We start from the raw sequence: 17,747 nt of genomic DNA, 5'->3' as shown, positions 1-17,747 counted from the left end.
CAGGAGAACCCAAATGGGAATATTCGATTTTCTGACCGGAGAATTCATTGACGTCATCCATTGGGTTGACGACACTCGCGACACCATGGTCTGGCGGTTCGAGCGTGAAGGCCATGAAATCAAATACGGTGCCAAGCTGACGGTGCGGGAAGGTCAGGCGGCAGTATTTGTGCACGAGGGGCAGCTGGCGGATGTGTTCACGCCAGGTCTCTATATGCTTGAAACTAACAACATGCCGATCCTGACCACGTTACAGCACTGGGATCATGGCTTTCAGTCGCCGTTCAAGTCCGAGATCTACTTTGTCAACACGACCCGGTTCAACGACCTGAAATGGGGGACCAAGAACCCGATCATGCTGCGCGACCCCGAGTTTGGGCCGACCCGCATTCGTGCCTATGGCACCTATACCGTGCGCGTAAAAGACCCGGCCAGGTTCCTTGTGGAAATCGTTGGAACCGACGGCGAATTCACCATGAACGAGATCAGCTTTCAGGTCCGCAACATCATCGTGCAGGAGTTCAGCCGCGTTATTTCGGGATCTGGCATTCCCGTATTGGACATGGCGGCGAACACGGCTGATCTGGGCAAACTGATCGCGGCCGAAGTTTCCCCGGTGCTGGAAGGCTATGGGTTGGAAATGCCAGAATTCTACATCGAGAATATTTCGCTTCCGCCAGCGGTCGAGGCCGCATTGGACAAGCGGACCTCGATGGGATTGGCCGGAGATCTGGGTAAATTCACACAGTATTCCGCGGCGGAGGCGATGACGGCTGCGGCCAGCAACCCCAACCAAGGCGGTGGCATGGGCGCAGGTCTTGGCATGGGAATGGGCATGGCAATGGCACAGCAGATGTCAAACATCGCAGCAGGCCAGCCAAGCGGCCCGTGGGGAGCGCCCGCCCCCGCTGCCCCGCGACCGGCAGCCTATGTGGCCCCGCCGCCGCCACCGGTCGAGCATGTTTGGCATATCGCCGTAGATGGGCAGACCAGCGGCCCGTTTTCCAAAGCCAGGATGGGCAGAATGGCCAGCGAGGGCGATCTGACGCGCGACACCTATGTCTGGACCGCGGGCCAGGACGGCTGGAAGAAGGCCGGAGACGTGCAGGAACTGGCGCAGTTGTTCACCATTCTGCCGCCACCGCCGCCGGGGGCCTGACCAAAACGCGACACTCCTCCATCTGTCCTGACACTATTGGGTAATGTATGACACACGCCCCTGACCTTGCAGAGCACCGCTTCCCCTGCCAGCAATGCGGCGCAGATTACCGGTTCAGCCCTGGCGATGGTACGCTGACATGTGATCATTGTGGTCATTCCGAACCCATCGGATCGGGTCCCTGGCAAGGTGCCAGCCTGCGCGAACTGGATTTTGACGCGGCCATTACGGATCGTCTGCCTGACAGCGAGCTGGAACAGACCCGCGTTCTGTCCTGTCCGAACTGCGCGGCGCAGGTTGAATTCGACCCCAATACGCACGCTGCGGAATGCCCGTTCTGTGCCACGCCGGTGGTAACCGACACCGGTGTGAACCGGCATATCAAACCGAAGGGCGTTCTGCCTTTTGCTTTCGACAAGCGCGAGGCGCATAAGGCGATGAGCGATTGGCTGGGGCGGTTATGGTTCGCGCCAAACGGGTTGAAGGATTATGCCCGCAAGGGCCGCAAGATGCAGGGCATCTATGTGCCTTACTGGACCTTTGATGCCGACACCAAGTCCACCTACCGTGGTGAGCGCGGCGTGATTTATTATGAAACCCGCACCGTGATACGGGACGGTAAACGGGTTCAGCAACAGGTGCCAAAAGTGCGCTGGTCGCCCAAATCAGGTCGTGTTGCGCGGTTTTTTGATGACGTTCTGGTGCTGGCCTCGCAGTCGCTGCCCAAGGCTTACACTGACGCGTTACAGCCTTGGGATCTGCCGGCACTTGAACCTTACCAGCCAGAATACCTCGCCGGGTTTCGCGCCGAGGCGTATACGGTTGAACTCAATGAGGGCTATACCGAGGCCCGCGCGCATATGGCGCGCGTGATCGAACGGGATGTTCGCTTCGATATTGGGGGTGACAAGCAGCGTATCCACGCGGTGGACACCGAGGTGCGCGATGTCACCTTCAAACATATTCTGCTGCCGATCTGGATGGCGGCTTACAAATATCGCGGGCAGACCTATCGATTTGTGGTGAACGGTCGAACCGGGCGGGTTCAGGGGGAACGTCCCTGGTCAGCCATCAAGATCACGATTGCCGTTGTTCTGGGCCTGCTTGTTGCCGGGATTGTCGGGTATCTGGCAGCCAACGGGCAGCAATAGCAACTGCTTGTACATCTCGCGCGGCATGATCATCCTGAGGGTCGGAACATAACAACGAGGCGCTAGTGTCATTTGCAGAACTGAATAACCTTCTGGAGAAACGCCATTCCTGCCGGGCCTTCCTGCCCGACCCTGTACCAAAGGAGCAGATCGAACAAATCGTGGCCAGCGCGGCCCGGGCCCCAAGCTGGTGTAACGCGCAGCCGTGGCAATTGGTGATCACAAGCGGCGCAGAGACCGACAGGTTCCGCGCGGCGATGCAAAACGAAGCTGAAACAGGCGCACCGGCCCCCGATCTTCCGTTTCCCGCGTCATATTCAGGCGTCTATCAAGACCGCCGCCGCGCGTGCGGTTGGGCGCTCTATGAAGCAGTCGGTGTGGAACGCGGGGACCGGGCAGGATCGGCCCAACAAATGATGCGCAATTTCGCTCTGTTCGATGCACCGCATTGCGCCATCGTCTCAAGCCCGGCGGAACTTGGGCCATATGGCGCAATGGATTGCGGAGGGTTTGTTACGGCTTTTTCGTTGGCAGCGCAGGCGTTGGGAGTGGCAACCATTCCTCAGGCCGCATTAGCCGCGTATGGCCCTTTCCTGCACAGATATTTTCGGATCCCGGAAGACCGCCTGATCCTGTGCGCGATTTCCTTTGGGTATTCGGACAGAAAGCACCCCGCAAATAACTTTCGCACAGATCGTGCCGCGCTGGGTGACTTTGTCGACTGGCGCGGCTAAACCATCGCTCAGGCAAGATAATCGCCAAGAGGGGGGAACCACGTGCGCGCGTTGCTGCAAAGAGTTTCGCAAGCCAAAGTATCGGTCGATGGCAACGTCATTGGCGTATCCGGTCCGGGGCTTTTGATTCTTGTCTGCGCCATGCAGGGGGACGATGAGGCTCAGGCTGAAAAACTGGCCCGGAAAACCGCCAAACTCAGGATCTTCAAGGACGACGCGGGCAAGATGAACCGCTCGCTTCTGGATGTAAAAGGGTCAGCCTTGGTGATCAGCCAGTTTACATTGGCGGCAGATACAACAAGCGGTAACAGGCCGGGGTTTTCAACTGCAGCACCGCCCGAACTGGGCGAGCATCTGTATAACACCTTCGCAAACTACCTTGCTGCGCAAGGTGTAGCGGTGGAAACTGGACAATTCGGGGCCGACATGGCCGTTGAACTTGTCAACGACGGACCGGTCACAATCTGGGTGGAGACTTGATGGATACTGAAAAGCAAGCCGTTCAACTTTGGCGCGCCGGAGTTGAGGCCGTTGACGGATACACCGCCACCGAGGCCGCCCTGCACGACATCCCGAAACCGGATCGTATTCTGGCCGTTGGCAAGCCTGCCGCCGCCATGGCACGGGCGGCGTTGGAGCAGTTCGGCGCGGTGCCCACGCTTGTCGTGACCAAGGACGATCACGGTCGGGACTTGCCTGACACTGTCGAGGTGATCGAAGCCTCGCACCCGGTTCCGGACAACCGCAGCCTTGCAGGCGGGCGCGCTCTGCGTGCTGCGCTGGAGCAGATGGAACCCGGATCACATGTGCTGCTTCTGGTGTCGGGTGGCGCGTCTTCGTTGGCCGAGGACCTTTTGCCCGGAAAATCGCTGAGCGATCTTGAAGCGTTGAACCGCAAGTTACTGTCAGAGGGAATGGACATCGGCGCTATGAACGCTGAGCGGCGCAAACTGTCCCGCATCAAAGGCGGGGGGTTGCTGTCGCACTTTGCGGGCGCGCGCGCGACCGTTCTGGCCATCTCGGACGTACCGGGCGACGACCTCAATGTCATTGGATCGGGTGTCGGCGCTTTGCCTTCCAGCCACACATTTGAGGCCGTCACGCGGATCGTGGCCTCGAACGCCCATGCCCGCAGTGCGGTTGTACAAGCCGCCGAAGCGGCTGGGCTAAAGGTTTGGGCCGATGAAGAGGCGCTGCATGACGACTATCTGAAGGTTGCCGCACATCTCGGCCAACTGCTGCGCGGCATGGAAAAGGGCGTGATGGTCTTCGGCGGAGAGCCGACAGTGGTCTTGCCCGATCACCCTGGGCGCGGTGGGCGAAACCAGGCGCTGGCACTTGCACTGGCGCAGGAGATTGCCGGGCAGCCAAACCTTACAGTTGTTGTCGGCGGCACGGACGGCACAGACGGGCCGACCAATGCGGCAGGGGGAATCATTACCGGCGCAACATGGAGCGAAAGCGGGATAACCGCCCTTCGAAATGCTGACAGCGGATCGTTTCTGGAAAAAGCCCAAGCCTTGCTGACAACCGGGCCAACCGGCACCAATGTCATGGACCTGGTTGTCGCAATACGTGGATGAATTGACGCATATCGCACCGCGCCGTACCGCAAAGGCTCGGAAACTGGCCTGAAACAGAATTGTATCATAGTATTCTTGTGGAAAGGGCATCGCGCCAAACAAGGTTACTTGCGCTTCGGCCTTCGGCATCTAGGAGAAATACCCTTGCCCGGTCCGCCGAAATAAGCCAACGTTGACTCATGCGTCAACAAAAACCCGAAAAGGGTTAAAACCACTCGATAGGGAGAATAATCGATGAACGAACAAATCACGCATATGGCCGGTCAGGTCACAGCCGGAAAAATGACCCGCCGCGAATTCATGGGGAAAGCCGCGGCTCTGGGTGTTTCGGCTGCGATGGCCAGCACAATGTTCGCGGACGCCGCTCGGGCTGCTGGGCCGAAAAAGGGCGGTGATTTGAAATTTGGTCTTCAGGGTGGTGAATCCACTAACTCTCTGGACCCAGCGACCTACGCAAGCTCGGTTCCCTTTCAGAACGGCAAACAGTTTGGTGACCAGCTTGTTGAAGTTGCACCAGACGGCTCGATCGAGCCGCGTCTGGCGGAAAGCGTTGAAGGCAGCGCCGACGCTAAGGTTTGGACTTTCAAGCTGCGTCAGGGTGTCGAATTCCACAACGGCAAGACTATGACCAGCGAAGACGTGCTGAAAACCATGCAGCGCCACTCGAACGAAGACTCCAAGTCCGGTGCCCTGGGCATCATGAAGGGCATTGAGTCAATGAAAGCTGACGGCGACAACTTCCAGGTCACCCTGACCGAGCCAAACGCCGACCTGCCCTATCTGATGGCCGATTACCACCTGATCATTCAGCCTGATGGCGGTATGGATAATCCGGGGGCAGGTATCGGGACTGGACCGTACAAATTGGAAGTTGACGAACCCGGTGTGCGTCACTTGTTTACAAAGAACGAAAACCACTGGAACAGCGATTACGGCAATTTCGACAGTGTCGAAGTCATCGTCATCAACGACGCAACTGCGCGTACCGCTGCCCTGCAATCCGGACAGGTCCACGCGGTCAACCGCGTGGAACCCAAAGTTGCCGACCTGTTGGGCCGCGCACCCAACCTGACCGTACATTCTACCGCTGGTCGCGGTCACTATGTCTTCATCATGCATTGCGACACGGCACCGTTTGATAACAATGAACTGCGCACCGCGCTGAAATACGCCATCAATCGGGCTGACCTGGTAGACAAGGTTCTGCGAGGCTACGGTTCGATCGGTAATGATATGCCGATCAACGCGGCCTACCCACTGTTTGACGAAACAATCGAGCAGCGCGAGTTCAGTGTCGAAAAGGCGGCCGAGCACTACAAAAAGTCCGGCCATGATGGCTCGCCGATTATCCTGCGTGTTGCAGATGGTGCCTTCCCAGGTGCTGTCGACGCCGCAGCTCTGTTCCAGCAGACGGCCGCTCAGGCTGGTATCCCGCTGGAAATCAAACGTGAGCCCAACGATGGCTACTGGTCCGAAGTCTGGAACGTCCAGCCCTTCTGTGCGTCGTACTGGGGTGGTCGCCCTGTACAAGACCAGATGTATACTACCGCTTACCTGTCAACTGCGGATTGGAACGACACTCGTTTCAAAGTTCAGGCCTTTGACGATCTGTTGTTTTCGGCGCGTGCAGAACTGGATGCAGAAAAGCGCAAAGGCATCTATAGCCAGATGGGCCGTTTGGTCCGCGACGAAGGCGGCTTGATCTGCCCGATGTTCAACAACTTTGTTGAAGGCGTCAGTAATCAGCTGGATGGTTGGGAATCAGATCCGAACCAAGAGATGATGAACGGCAATATGTCCCGCAAAATGTGGTTCGTCTAAAACGGGCCACGGATCATGCATCCTATCATCAAACTGGTTTCCCAGCGCCTCGCGCTGGGACTCCTATTGCTGTTTGGCGCTTCGGCCCTGATTTTTGGCCTGACCGAAGCCCTTCCCGGAGACGCAGCGCAAGCCGTCCTGGGGCAGTCCGCAACTCCAGAGGCCCTTGCAAACCTGCGCGAAGAAATGGGCCTGAACCGGCCTGCCCTGACCCGCTATTTCGAGTGGCTGGGCGGTATCGTTCAGGGTGATCTGGGTCAGTCCCTGACCAACAAGCTCGACATTGCGGAAAGCATTGGCAAACGGTTGGGCAACACATTGTTTCTGGCATGCGCCGCGGCCGTGGTTTCGGTTCCGCTTGCCATCTTCCTGGGCTTGCTGGCAGTCCGCTACCGCAACCGCTGGCCGGACAAGCTGATCTCAGCTGTCACGCTTACGACAGTGTCAATACCAGAGTTTCTGATCGGCTACGTGGTGATCTACTATGTTTCGGTAAAGCTGGGCTGGTTTTCCTCGCTTGCGATGATCAATGACTCGATGTCATTCGGGCAAAAACTCAATGCGATCGCATTGCCCGCTTTCGTGCTGACGCTGGTGGTCTTGGCGCAGATGATGCGCATGACCCGCGCGGCGATCCTCAACCTGATGCAGTCGGCTTATATCGAAACGGCGGAACTGAAGGGGTTGTCAAACTTTCAGGTCATTGCGCGACACGCCTTTCCGAACGCGATCTCACCCATTGTAAACGTGGTGATGCTGAACCTGGCCTATCTGGTCGTGGGCGTTGTCGTGGTCGAAGTGGTGTTCGTTTATCCCGGCATGGGACAATACCTGGTGGACTCGGTGACCAAGCGTGACGTGCCGGTCGTGCTGGCGTGTGGTGTGGTCTTTGCCGCCGTCTATATCGGGCTGAACATGGTGGCCGATATCGTGTCGATCCTGGCCAACCCAAGACTGAGGCATCCGAAATGATGAAGAATATTCCAATTTCGGCGATGATCGGTCTGTTTTTCACAGGTCTCTATTTCTTTGTCGCCTTAGCCGCGCCTTTGATTGCGCCCTACGGCATGGCCGAAGTGGTTGGCGATGTGTGGGAGCCATCAAGCGCCGAACACCTGTTGGGCACCGACAATATAGGTCGGGATCTGCTGACACGCATGATCTACGGCGGGCGTACGACGATCTTCATTGCGGCTGCGGCTACGATCCTCAGCTTTGTAACCGGCACGTCGCTGGGTTTGCTGGCTGCGGTTCTGGGCGGTTGGGCCGATCAGGTGCTCAGCCGGGCAGTTGATCTGGTCATGTCGATCCCGACCCTGATCCTGGCACTGGTCATTCTGGCCATTGTCCCGGTGACGGTCCCGATCCTGATCCTGGTGATGGGTCTTCTGGACGCGACACGCCCGTATCGCCTGTCGCGGTCGGTTGCCGTCGACATCAACGTGATGGATTATGTCGAGGCCGCCAAGTTGCGCGGCGAAGGCCGTGCCTGGATCATCTTCCGTGAAATCCTGCCAAACGCCCTGTCACCTCTGGTGGCCGAGTTTGGGCTGCGGTTCATCTTTATGGTCCTCTTCATCTCGACCCTTTCGTTTCTGGGGCTGGGCGTTCAGCCACCGCTGGCCGACTGGGGCGGCATCGTGAAGGAAAACAAGGACGGCATCGTTTATGGCATCGGCGCAGCTTTGTACCCAGCTGTGGCCATCGCGACGCTGGCGATCTCGGTCAACCTTGTCGCTGACTGGGTCCTGAACAGAACCACATCGCTGAAAGGAGGCCGGGGATGAGTGATACCCTTCTCAAGGTCCGTGACCTCAAGATCGGTGCAACGGTCTATCCACCGGGTGAAAAACCCCATGACATCGAAATCGTGCACGGGGTCAGTTTTGACCTCGAACGCGGCAAGGTGCTGGGCCTGATCGGAGAATCCGGTGCCGGTAAGTCCACCATCGGCCTCGCTTCTATGGCCTATGGCCGGGGCGGAGTTGAAATTACCGGCGGCGAGGTTTGGGTAAATGGGCGCGATATCCTGAAATCGTCGCATGGCGAAATCCGCAATCTGCGCGGGGGTGAGGTTGCGTATGTGTCGCAATCCGCAGCCGCGTCGTTCAACCCGGCTAAGAAGATCATGGATCAGGTTGTCGAAGCTGCGGTCGAGCACAAGAAATTTTCGCGAAAAGAGGCCGAAGGCCGCGCGCGGGAACTGTTCGCCAAACTAGGCCTACCCGACCCGGATAATATCGGTGAACGCTACCCGCACCAGGTTTCAGGCGGACAGTTGCAGAGATGCATGACGGCGCTGGCGCTGTGCCCTGAACCCGATCTGGTGGTGTTCGATGAACCCACCACGGCTCTGGATGTGACCACGCAAATCGACGTGCTGATGGCGATCAAAGAAGCCATTCGCGATACCGGTGTTGCTGCTCTCTACATCACGCACGACCTTGCGGTCGTGGCGCAAGTCAGCGACGAAATCATGGTTTTGCGGATGGGGAATACGGTCGAATATGGGTCAACCGATCAGATCATCAACAACCCGCAGGAAGAGTACACGCAGGCTCTGGTCTCGGTCCGTTCGATCGAGCACGAGGAAAAACAGCCCACAGCGGAACCGCTGCTGAGCGTTGACGGTATCACCGCGCGCTACAAGGGGTTGAATTTCGACGTGCTGCACAACGTCAATGTCGAGCTTCATCCGGGTCAGACGCTGGCGGTTGTGGGTGAATCCGGGTCGGGTAAATCGACACTTGCCCGAGTGATCACCGGCCTGCTGCCGCCGCGCGATGGCGAGATTACGTTTGCCGGACGCAAGCTTTCGCCTGACCTTGCCGGACGATCCCGCGAGGACCTGCGCGAGTTGCAGATGATCTATCAGATGGCTGACGTGGCAATGAACCCGCGCCAGACAGTGGGTACGATCATCGGACGCCCGCTGGAGTTCTACTTCAACATGCGCGGTGCCGAAAAGCGCAAACGGGTCGTCGAACTGCTGGACGAGATCGAGTTGGGCGAGAAGTTCATCGACCGTTATCCGGCCGAGTTGTCCGGTGGCCAAAAGCAACGCGTCTGCATCGCGCGGTCACTGGCAGCCAAGCCCAAGATGATCATCTGTGACGAAGTGACATCGGCGCTCGACCCGCTTGTAGCGGACGGTATCCTCAAACTGCTGCTGGATTTGCAGAAGATCGAGGATGTGGCCTATCTGTTCATCACCCACGATCTCGCGACGGTTCGGGCGATCAGCGACAGCATCGCGGTGATGTATCAGGGACGCGTGGCCCGTTATGGTCCAAAGAGTCAGGTGCTCAGCCCGCCATTCGACGACTATACAGACCTTCTGCTGAGCTCGGTGCCCGAGATGCATCTGGGCTGGCTGGAAGAGGTCGTTGCCCATCGCAAAATGGAAAGCGCGGGGAATTGATCTCTGCGCCTGTAACATCACTTTGAAGAAATGGATTCCCGGCGTTTTGCATCTTGGCTGACGTCGGGAATTTATTATTTGGGACGCGATTTGGCAGGCGCGTGGTTTCAACTCGCGTATCGTCCCCATGAATTACTCAGATCAAAGGGCCAAGCCATGGACCGTAAACTACTATTGATCATTCTGGACGGAGTACCATACCGGAATTTCCGCCGCCTGTTCGGCAACCTCGAAGGCTGGGTCGACAGCGGCGAAGCTCGGGTGTGGAAGCACCGCGCAGTGCTGCCTTCAACTTCGGCCAGTTGCTATGCATCGATCCATACGGGCGTAACGCCGCAAGAACACGGCTGCACCGGAAACGGCAACGTCTTTCGCCTGAGCCATAAGGATGTCTTTAGCCAGGTACGTGAGGCCGGCGGCGTGACTGGGGCTGTCACACACAGTTTTTGGTCGCAGTTCTTCAACCGTCACCCGTTCGACTATGTCCGCGACGTCGAATATGACGAGCCAGAGAGCCAGACCATCAATCACGGTCGCTTTCACAGCATGACCGGCTACGGCAAAGACAACCAGATGACCCCGTCCGACGTCGATCTATTTGCCACCTTGACCAATCTGTGTCTGCGCTTTGGGCTGGACTATGGCATCCTGCACACCTGTACACTGGACAGCATGGGTCACCGTTTCTATCACGACTGCGAAGAAATGGATCATGCCTGCTTTGTTGCAGACGAGATGCTGGCCCCGTTCATCCCTCGCTGGCGCCAATTGGGGTATGAGGTGATCGTCACCGCCGATCATGGCCAAGACGAGCGCGGACACCACGGAGGGCGCAGCCCCCTGCAACAGGAAACCGCGCTGTATTACTTCGGCGATGCCGACGGGCCTGACGTAGAAACCGTAATCGACCAGATCCAATTGGCCCCGACCATTCTGAGCCGATTGGGTGCGCCCCTCGCAGACACGATGAGGGCTAAGCCGTTCCTGATGTAACTGACTGACTTCAGTCGTAGGGCCAGATCTCTTGCCCCAGTGCTTCGATAGCGACCGAGATCCGTTCGAAGCTGTCTGCTGCGCGCTTTACCGAGGTTCGCGCACGTAGGTACCCATGAACAAGGCCAAGTTCGTTGATCCAATGGGCCTGACCACCAGCCGCGCTTATCCGCTCGCAATAGACCTTCCCGTCATCGCGGAGCGGGTCACAGTCAGCGGTAATCACAACAGTTGGCGGCAGTTTCGAAAAATCATTTTCCTGTAGCGGCGCATAAGTCGGATCGCCTTGCGGCTGGGCGCCTGTGTATCGGACGGTTTCATAGAATTTGATGTCGTCCAGTGTCAGTAAAGGAGCATGGGCGTGCTCAAGATATGAGCCGCGCGATTGATCTCCGCCAAGGCCGGGATAGATCAGGACTTGCCCCAGAATATTGTCCAGCCGCCCGCGCGCATGGTGGGCAATAGCTGCTGACAAATTTCCTCCCGCGCTGTCCCCGGCCAGAACCAGCGGGTCGCCATACTCGACCGCCGCCCATTTCACAGCTGTCCAGCAATCCTGGAACTGCGCTGGATGCACATGTTCAGGACACAGCCTGTAGTCGACTGAAACGACGCGGTATCCCGTCTGCGCACAAAACTCGGCACAGACATCATCGTGGCTGTCCAACCCGCCAACGACAAAGCCACCACCATGAAAATACACAACAGTTCGGGTCGGATGCCCGGCGGTATAATGGCGGACCGGCACGCCATCGGCGTACAGGTCCTGGGTTTCGACACCGGCAGGGCGCGGTTGGCGAAACTGCTTGCACATCGTGACATAGACCCGACGCTGGTCCTCGATGGACAAATCGACCGCATCATCCGGATAGCTTTCGGCCGTGCGGCGTATGAACGCCCAGGTTTCTTCGTCGATCAGGCGTTCATAGTCCATTGTTCCTCCGGCTTATTTGGACCACTCCCAAGGCCGGGTATATGCGCCCAGCACTTTCGAGACATCGTCTTCCGAAGATCCGTTCGCGTCAAGCTGCGCGACAAGGCCACGCTTTTTATCGTCGATCACAAGAACAACCCGCGCAGCAAGCCCCGCAGCGTCAAGAGCACCGTTGTAAATGCGGGTGATGGCCTGTTTGCGCAGGTCCGGCTTGAACACCTTGCCGACGGCAGTTTTCGGCAACTCGTCAAGAATGGTTATATGCTTGGGTTGTGCAGCACGCTCATGCACGTGAACCTTGCAATACTCCAGCAGCTCGTTTTCAGTGACCGACGCCCCATCAACCAATTCGACAAAGGCGCAGGGCACTTCGCCCGAATGCGCGTCCGGCTGACCGATCGCCCCCGCGAAGGCAACTGCATTGTGACCCAGCAGCGCCTCTTCGATTTCAGCAGGATCGATATTGTGACCACCGCGAATGATCAGGTCCTTGGCGCGACCCGTGATCCAAAGGTAGCCGTCTTCGTCAAACCGCCCCAGATCGCCCGTACGCAGGTATTTGTCAAAGTGGTAAAGACCAATGTTCTTGTCAGCCTCAGTATACGTGTTGCCTGCATACACACCGGGGTTCGAGATGCAGATCTCACCAATCTGATCAGTGCCGCACTCTGTCGGTCCATCCGGCCCATCCAGCAGGATTTTGACATCCGTATAGGGGAACGGAATACCGATCGAACCGATCTTTTTCTCGCCATCCACAGGGTTGCACGAGACCAGACAGGTGGCCTCGGTCAGGCCGTAACCTTCGACGATGGTGACGCCCGTCGCCTCTTCAAAGCGGCGGAACAACTCCACCGGCAGTGGCGCCGAACCCGAAAAGGCGGTTTTCACGCTTGAGATATCTGCATCCACCGGGCGTTGCATCTTGGCTGATATCGCGGTTGGAACAGTGATGATAAAGCTCACTTTCCAACGCTCGATCAGCTTCCAGAAATTGTCGAACACACCGTCACCGCGATAACCTGCAGGTGTCGGGAAAATCACATGTGCACCCGACGACACGGCTGCCATCACGATAACATGCACGGCAAAGACGTGGAACATCGGCAGCGGGCACATGATGACGTCATTCTCATCAAACAACAGCGTGTTGCCCAGCCAGCCATTGTAGATCAGACCCGAGTATTTATGCTGCGCCACCTTGGGCATCCCGGTGGTCCCACCGGTGTGGAAATAACAAGCAACGCGATCTTCATTGCTGTCCTCGAATGTCAGCGTCGTCGGTTGCTTGGCAAGTTCCTTGTTGAAGTTCTTGTAATCCGCGTGCGCCAGCTTTTCCTTTTCGCCCATCTTGGGGCGCAGGAAGGGAACCAGCCACGACTTGGGCGGCGTCAGGTACCGGTTCAGGTCGATTTCCAGAATGGTGTTGACCTTGGGCGCGTGGCGCACCGCCTCTTCTACCTTTTGGGCAACATCTGTTTTCGGGAAAGACTTTAGTGTAACAACCACTTTGGCGCCTGTCTCGCGCAGGATCGCCGCAATCTGCTCGGGCTCCAGCAACGGATTGATCGGGTTCACGATTCCCGCAACTGCACCGCCCATCATTGTAATCAGTGTTTCGTTACAGTTTGGCAGTACATAGGCCACCACGTCATTTTCACCGACACCCAGCGAGCGGAACAGGTTTGCCGCCTGATTGACCTTGCCCAGAAGTTCCGACCAAGTCAGGGTCTCAGCCTTGTCCGTGGGCCCGGACAGTAGCTGAAAACTGATGGCGTTGTGGTTGGGAAATCTCTCTGCCGTGCGCGACAGGAGCTGATGGAAGGTGACAGGCAAATCCCGATCCTCCCACGACATTTCCTGTTCCATGCGCGTTTTGTCTTCCAATCCCACAAAGGCCATGTGGTTCCTCCCGTTTTTCTCCCGTGTTTTTGCACGAGCTTGTTGTTCGCATCCAAGATGGAAGCAAAACAAACCTCGCGCAAGCGAGGCCTTAGCTTTGAAAGAGAGTAAACTGTAGAATGACGCTACGGCGAATTCACAAATGCCCGAACGTCACTCCTATTCTGCTGCTACGCCATCGGTGAACTGCAACCGTGCGAGGCGCGCATATAGCCCATCCTGGGACACCAGATCATCATGGCTGCCCTGCGCCACGATACGGCCCTCTTCCAGAACGACAATGCGGTCGGCTTTCTTTACGGTGGCCAATCTGTGCGCAACAATCAGCGTCGTGCGACCGGCACGCATCTGATCTACAGCGCCCTGCACTGCACGTTCACTTTCCGCATCAAGGGCCGAGGTCGCCTCGTCCAGCAGCAGCACAGGTGCGTCGCGCAATATGGCGCGGGCGATTGCGATACGCTGCTTTTGCCCACCCGACAGCATGACACCGCGTTCGCCGACAAAACTGTCATACCCATCGGGCAATACGGCAATGAAATCATGTGCGATGGCGGCACGGGCTGCGGCTTCTACTTCGGCATCCGTTGCGTCCAGACGACCGAAACGAATGTTTTCGCGGGCTGAGGCAGCAAAGATCACTGGATCCTGCGGCACCAATGACATGTACTTTCGGAAATCTGTGCGATCCAGTTCCCGCAGATCATGGCCATCCAACATCACCCGGCCCGAATTTGGGTCATAGAACCGTTGAATCAATTGAATGATCGTCGTCTTGCCCGCCCCTGACGGTCCGACAAAGGCAACGGTCTCGCCCGGGTTTACCTGAAGCGACAAGTGATCCAGCGCGATTGTATCGGGGCGCGCTGGATAGCGAAAACTTACATCTTCGAACCGAATCTCCCCTCGGACGTCCTTTGGCAAAGGAGCGGGTTTGGCCGGGTCCGAAACCGAATCTTCGGCATTCAGCAACTCGACAAGTCGCTCGGTGGCTCCGGCGGCGCGCTGAAGCTCGCTCCAAATCTCGGACAGGGCCGCGACTGAACCCGCCATGATGATCGAGTAGATCACGAATTGAATCAAAACGCCCTCGGTCATCACACCGTTGCGTACGTCATTTGCACCCATCCACAGAACGCCAACGATGCCTGAAAATACCAGAAATATCACAATCACCGTTAGCACCGCGCGCGTCTGAATCCGACGCAGTGAAACGGTATAGGACATCTCGGTCATCTCATCAAATTGCTGCCGGCTGGCCTGTTCGTGGGTAAATGCCTGCACGGTCTGTACCGCCCCCAATGCCTCGCCCGCGTTTCCGGATGACGCAGCGATCCAATCCTGGTTTTCACGGCTGATCACGCGCAAACGCCGACCCAGAATCAATATCGGCACCACCACCACGGGGATAAGCAGCAAGACAAGCCCGGTCAGCTTGGCCGAGGTCAACAGCATCAGAACCAGCCCGCCGATAAACATCAGCATATTGCGCAGCGCGATGGAAACGGATGAGCCAAGAACCGATTGGATGAGTGTCGTGTCGGTGGTGATCCTGCTCAACACTTCACCGGTCATGATGCGTTCGTAGAATTCGGGGCTCATGCCGATCACACGATCAAATACAGCCTTGCGGATGTCAGCAACCACACGTTCCCCCAACCGTGTGACCAACGCATATCTGATACCGGTTCCCGCAGCCAGAACAGCGGCAATGCCCAACGCTGCCAAAAAGTACCAGTCCAGCAATTCACCGTCCTGAATGCGGAAATTGTCGACGACGCGCCGCACGGCCAATGGCAGGGTCAGCGTCATGCTGGCCGTCAGGATCAGCGCCATTGTCGCCCCGATCATCAATAGCCTGTAAGGCTTCATGAAGGGCCAAAGCGACCCCAGCACCCCGATTTTCCTTGAGCGGGCCCGCTCTTCGCTAGCGCCAGGAGCCGCTGATTGTGCTGGTTTATTGGCGGTCTGTCTTGCCATGTCCGGCCCTTGTGAATTGAACGCTACAAAGTGAACGCTTTCTTGGCCCCAGCCGCCGTTCTGGTCAAGCATTCCTGCCAAAAACAGACAGCCATAAGGGCCATTTGACGCAGAAATTAGTGGGGATTGGAGCGGGTAGACGGAATCGAACCGACATAGCCTGCTTGGAAGGCAGGGGCTTTACCATTAAGCTATACCCGCAAATGGTTTGCGCTGGTTAAGTCATGCGCCGGGGCGCGTCAAGCGGGAAGTGTGAAAATTTGCACGACCAAAACCGTGATATTTCCCGGTGGAAGTACGGCCTTCAATCGTGACTGCGGAATATCCGCGTCGAGGAGAAAAACCGCTCAAGTTCCTCGATGCGCTCCTTGCTTTCTTCCCACCGTGCCTCTTGCACTTCAGCGATCAGGGTCTCCGATATCAGCTGCAATGCTATTGTTGAATCCCAGCTAGATGGCGCCTCGACCAGTGCGTGAAAGGTGTAATTGGCGGTCTTGCCTATCGGTGATCCCCATTGGTCGGTGAACAGGATAACCGTCACGCCGCGGCTTGATGCGACCTGCGCCAATTTCTCGAGATAGGCCTCGTATCGGCGGATATCAAAAATCACCAGAACCGAGGTTTCATCCATATCAAGCAGGTACTGCGGCCAAACGTTTGCCGAATTGCCCAGCATCGTCACATTGGGTCGAATAATCTGCATGTGATTGAACAGATAGTCCGCATTTGAACGCGTGATACGCCCGCCCACGACGTAAAGATGGCGATCCGTATTTGCCAGAAGCTGGGCAACGGTGTCGAACATCTCTTTGTCCAGACGTTCCAGCGTGTGGCGCATATTTGTCCAAACAGCCTGCGCAAACCGCGTTGTGGGATGCTCCGCCGCGTCATCCACAACCCAGGCATCCCGTTTCGAGATCGGCTTTTTGATCTGTGCCGCCACCTCTTCTCGCAGGGCGTCCTGCAGGGCGGGAAAACCGTCGAAACCCAGCTTGCGTGCCATACGTATGACCGTCGGGGTCGAGACCTGCGCAGCAGCTGCCAGCTTGGTGATCGATTGCAAGCCGGTCATTGGATAATCCTGCAAAAGTACCGAGGCCAGCTGCCGTTCTGACCGTGTCAGATCGTCAAGCTCTTCCTGTATCCGCTGTTTGACAAGTTTCGCAACGGTGGCCATCGGCACCTTCATTTCTCAAATTTTTTACAGGATATGATTGTTTGTAATTTTGTCTACAGTAATTTTCTTGACAGGTCTGAGGTTGCTGTAACAAATGCTTCTTATGCACCACGATTCCGAGACACCAATGCTACTTCCAACCGAAGCTCCGGCAGCCCGCGCGCAGAATGCCAACGGCCGGGCGCAGTGCGTTTTGGTATGCGAACATGCTAGCCGATTCATCCCAGCGTCATTGAACGGATTGGGCCTGACTGAGGACGCAGCATTGTCTCATGCAGCATGGGATATTGGCGCATTGGCGCTTTCGGTCGAATTGATGAAGGCTTTGGACGCGCCGCTGGTTCATTCCTGCATCAGCCGACTTGTTTACGACTGCAACCGCTCGCCTGAACGTGCAGATGCTATGCCGCAGGTAAGCGAAGTGTTTTCCATTCCCGGCAATGAGAACCTGACAGACACCCAACGCGCCCAAAGAATCCACGAGGTTTATGAGCCGTTCAAACAGCTTTTGTCGTCCACTCTGGACGCGCAGGACCGGCCGCCTGTCGTTGTCACGATGCACAGTTTCACGCCCGTCTACAACGGAAAGACACGATCAGTCGAACTGGGCATTCTTCATGACGAAGATGACAGGGCGGCCCAACTTATGCTGCGCTGTGCCAAGGGCTCGGGTCTGAATGCCGCGTTGAACGAACCTTACTCTGCCACGGATGGCGTCACGCACACGTTGCAGGAACATGCGATCAGTCGGGGGCTTCCGAATGTCATGGTCGAGGTTCGAAACGATCTTATCGACACACCAACGGGAGTAGACCGCATCGCCGGGATTCTGACGCCGATCCTGCAAACGGTAATTGATGCGTATTCGCACACAGAGGCGAAACAATGAGAG

At 57.1% G+C, this 17,747-nt stretch carries 15 protein-coding genes and 1 tRNA gene; 11 read left to right on the top strand and 5 right to left on the bottom strand.

Annotated elements, in window-relative coordinates; genetic code table 11:
• Positions 1-13: 13 nt before the first annotated feature.
• The 10 genes from ACR0BK_RS05630 (at position 14) to ACR0BK_RS05585 (ending at position 10,862) form a co-directional block, all read left to right on the top strand.
• Entirely contained in the window at positions 14-1,159 is a 1,146-nt protein-coding gene (locus ACR0BK_RS05630; RefSeq protein ID WP_480554021.1) for an SPFH domain-containing protein, read from the top strand.
• A gap of 47 nt (positions 1,160-1,206) precedes the next feature.
• Positions 1,207-2,310, top strand: coding sequence for a TFIIB-type zinc finger domain-containing protein (locus tag ACR0BK_RS05625; RefSeq protein ID WP_480554020.1), 1,104 nt, complete (start codon positions 1,207-1,209; stop codon positions 2,308-2,310).
• Between the two features lie 65 nt (positions 2,311-2,375).
• Positions 2,376-3,044, top strand: coding sequence for a nitroreductase (locus ACR0BK_RS05620; RefSeq protein WP_480554019.1), 669 nt, complete (start codon positions 2,376-2,378; stop codon positions 3,042-3,044).
• 42 nt (positions 3,045-3,086) lie between these two features.
• Positions 3,087-3,524: a D-aminoacyl-tRNA deacylase gene (dtd, locus tag ACR0BK_RS05615; RefSeq protein WP_480554018.1), complete on the top strand. Its 438-nt coding sequence runs from the start codon at positions 3,087-3,089 to the stop codon at positions 3,522-3,524.
• On the top strand, positions 3,524-4,627 hold the full coding sequence (locus ACR0BK_RS05610; protein WP_480554017.1) for a glycerate kinase type-2 family protein: 1,104 nt from the start codon (positions 3,524-3,526) through the stop codon (positions 4,625-4,627). Before dtd ends, ACR0BK_RS05610 begins: the two co-directional genes overlap by 1 nt.
• Before the next feature lie 234 nt (positions 4,628-4,861).
• Positions 4,862-6,448 (top strand): ABC transporter substrate-binding protein, encoded by a 1,587-nt coding sequence (locus ACR0BK_RS05605; RefSeq protein ID WP_480516142.1) that lies wholly within the window; start codon positions 4,862-4,864, stop codon positions 6,446-6,448.
• Between the two features lie 15 nt (positions 6,449-6,463).
• Complete coding sequence (locus tag ACR0BK_RS05600) at positions 6,464-7,420, top strand: ABC transporter permease (RefSeq protein ID WP_480516140.1); 957 nt, start codon at positions 6,464-6,466, stop codon at positions 7,418-7,420.
• Positions 7,420-8,235, top strand: coding sequence for an ABC transporter permease (locus ACR0BK_RS05595; protein ID WP_480475720.1), 816 nt, complete (start codon positions 7,420-7,422; stop codon positions 8,233-8,235). Before ACR0BK_RS05600 ends, ACR0BK_RS05595 begins: the two co-directional genes overlap by 1 nt.
• Positions 8,232-9,869, top strand: a complete 1,638-nt coding sequence (locus tag ACR0BK_RS05590; RefSeq protein ID WP_480554016.1) for an ABC transporter ATP-binding protein — start codon at positions 8,232-8,234, stop codon at positions 9,867-9,869. The genes ACR0BK_RS05595 and ACR0BK_RS05590 overlap by 4 nt, the downstream gene beginning before the upstream one ends.
• Before the next feature lie 156 nt (positions 9,870-10,025).
• Positions 10,026-10,862, top strand: a complete 837-nt coding sequence (locus ACR0BK_RS05585; RefSeq protein ID WP_480475716.1) for an alkaline phosphatase family protein — start codon at positions 10,026-10,028, stop codon at positions 10,860-10,862.
• A gap of 10 nt (positions 10,863-10,872) precedes the next feature.
• Here the strand turns inward: ACR0BK_RS05585 and ACR0BK_RS05580 are convergent, their stop codons facing one another.
• The 5 genes from ACR0BK_RS05580 to ACR0BK_RS05560 all read right to left on the bottom strand — a co-directional run bounded on the left by ACR0BK_RS05580 (position 10,873) and on the right by ACR0BK_RS05560 (position 16,855).
• Positions 10,873-11,796, bottom strand: coding sequence for an alpha/beta hydrolase (locus tag ACR0BK_RS05580; protein WP_480554015.1), 924 nt, complete (start codon positions 11,794-11,796; stop codon positions 10,873-10,875).
• 12 nt (positions 11,797-11,808) lie between these two features.
• Positions 11,809-13,698 carry an acyl-CoA synthetase gene (locus ACR0BK_RS05575; protein WP_480554014.1) on the bottom strand — a complete coding sequence of 630 codons (1,890 nt, stop codon included), beginning with the start codon at positions 13,696-13,698 and terminating at the stop codon, positions 11,809-11,811.
• Between the two features lie 159 nt (positions 13,699-13,857).
• Positions 13,858-15,678 carry an ABC transporter transmembrane domain-containing protein gene (locus ACR0BK_RS05570; RefSeq protein WP_480554013.1) on the bottom strand — a complete coding sequence of 607 codons (1,821 nt, stop codon included), beginning with the start codon at positions 15,676-15,678 and terminating at the stop codon, positions 13,858-13,860.
• Positions 15,679-15,805: 127 nt separating this feature from the next.
• Positions 15,806-15,879, bottom strand: a tRNA-Gly gene (locus ACR0BK_RS05565).
• A 103-nt stretch (positions 15,880-15,982) separates the two neighbouring features.
• Positions 15,983-16,855, bottom strand: coding sequence for a MurR/RpiR family transcriptional regulator (locus ACR0BK_RS05560; protein WP_480482048.1), 873 nt, complete (start codon positions 16,853-16,855; stop codon positions 15,983-15,985).
• Between the two features lie 103 nt (positions 16,856-16,958).
• Here ACR0BK_RS05560 and ACR0BK_RS05555 point away from each other — a divergent pair, with 103 nt between their 5' ends.
• On the top strand, positions 16,959-17,744 hold the full coding sequence (locus ACR0BK_RS05555) for an N-formylglutamate amidohydrolase (protein WP_480545787.1): 786 nt from the start codon (positions 16,959-16,961) through the stop codon (positions 17,742-17,744).
• The last annotated feature ends 3 nt before the right edge of the window (positions 17,745-17,747 follow it).

This window comes from Ruegeria sp. AF1, assembly GCF_056542125.1.
Note: the sequence above shows the minus strand (reverse complement) of the source record. Positions and strands in the feature narration are given on the sequence as shown.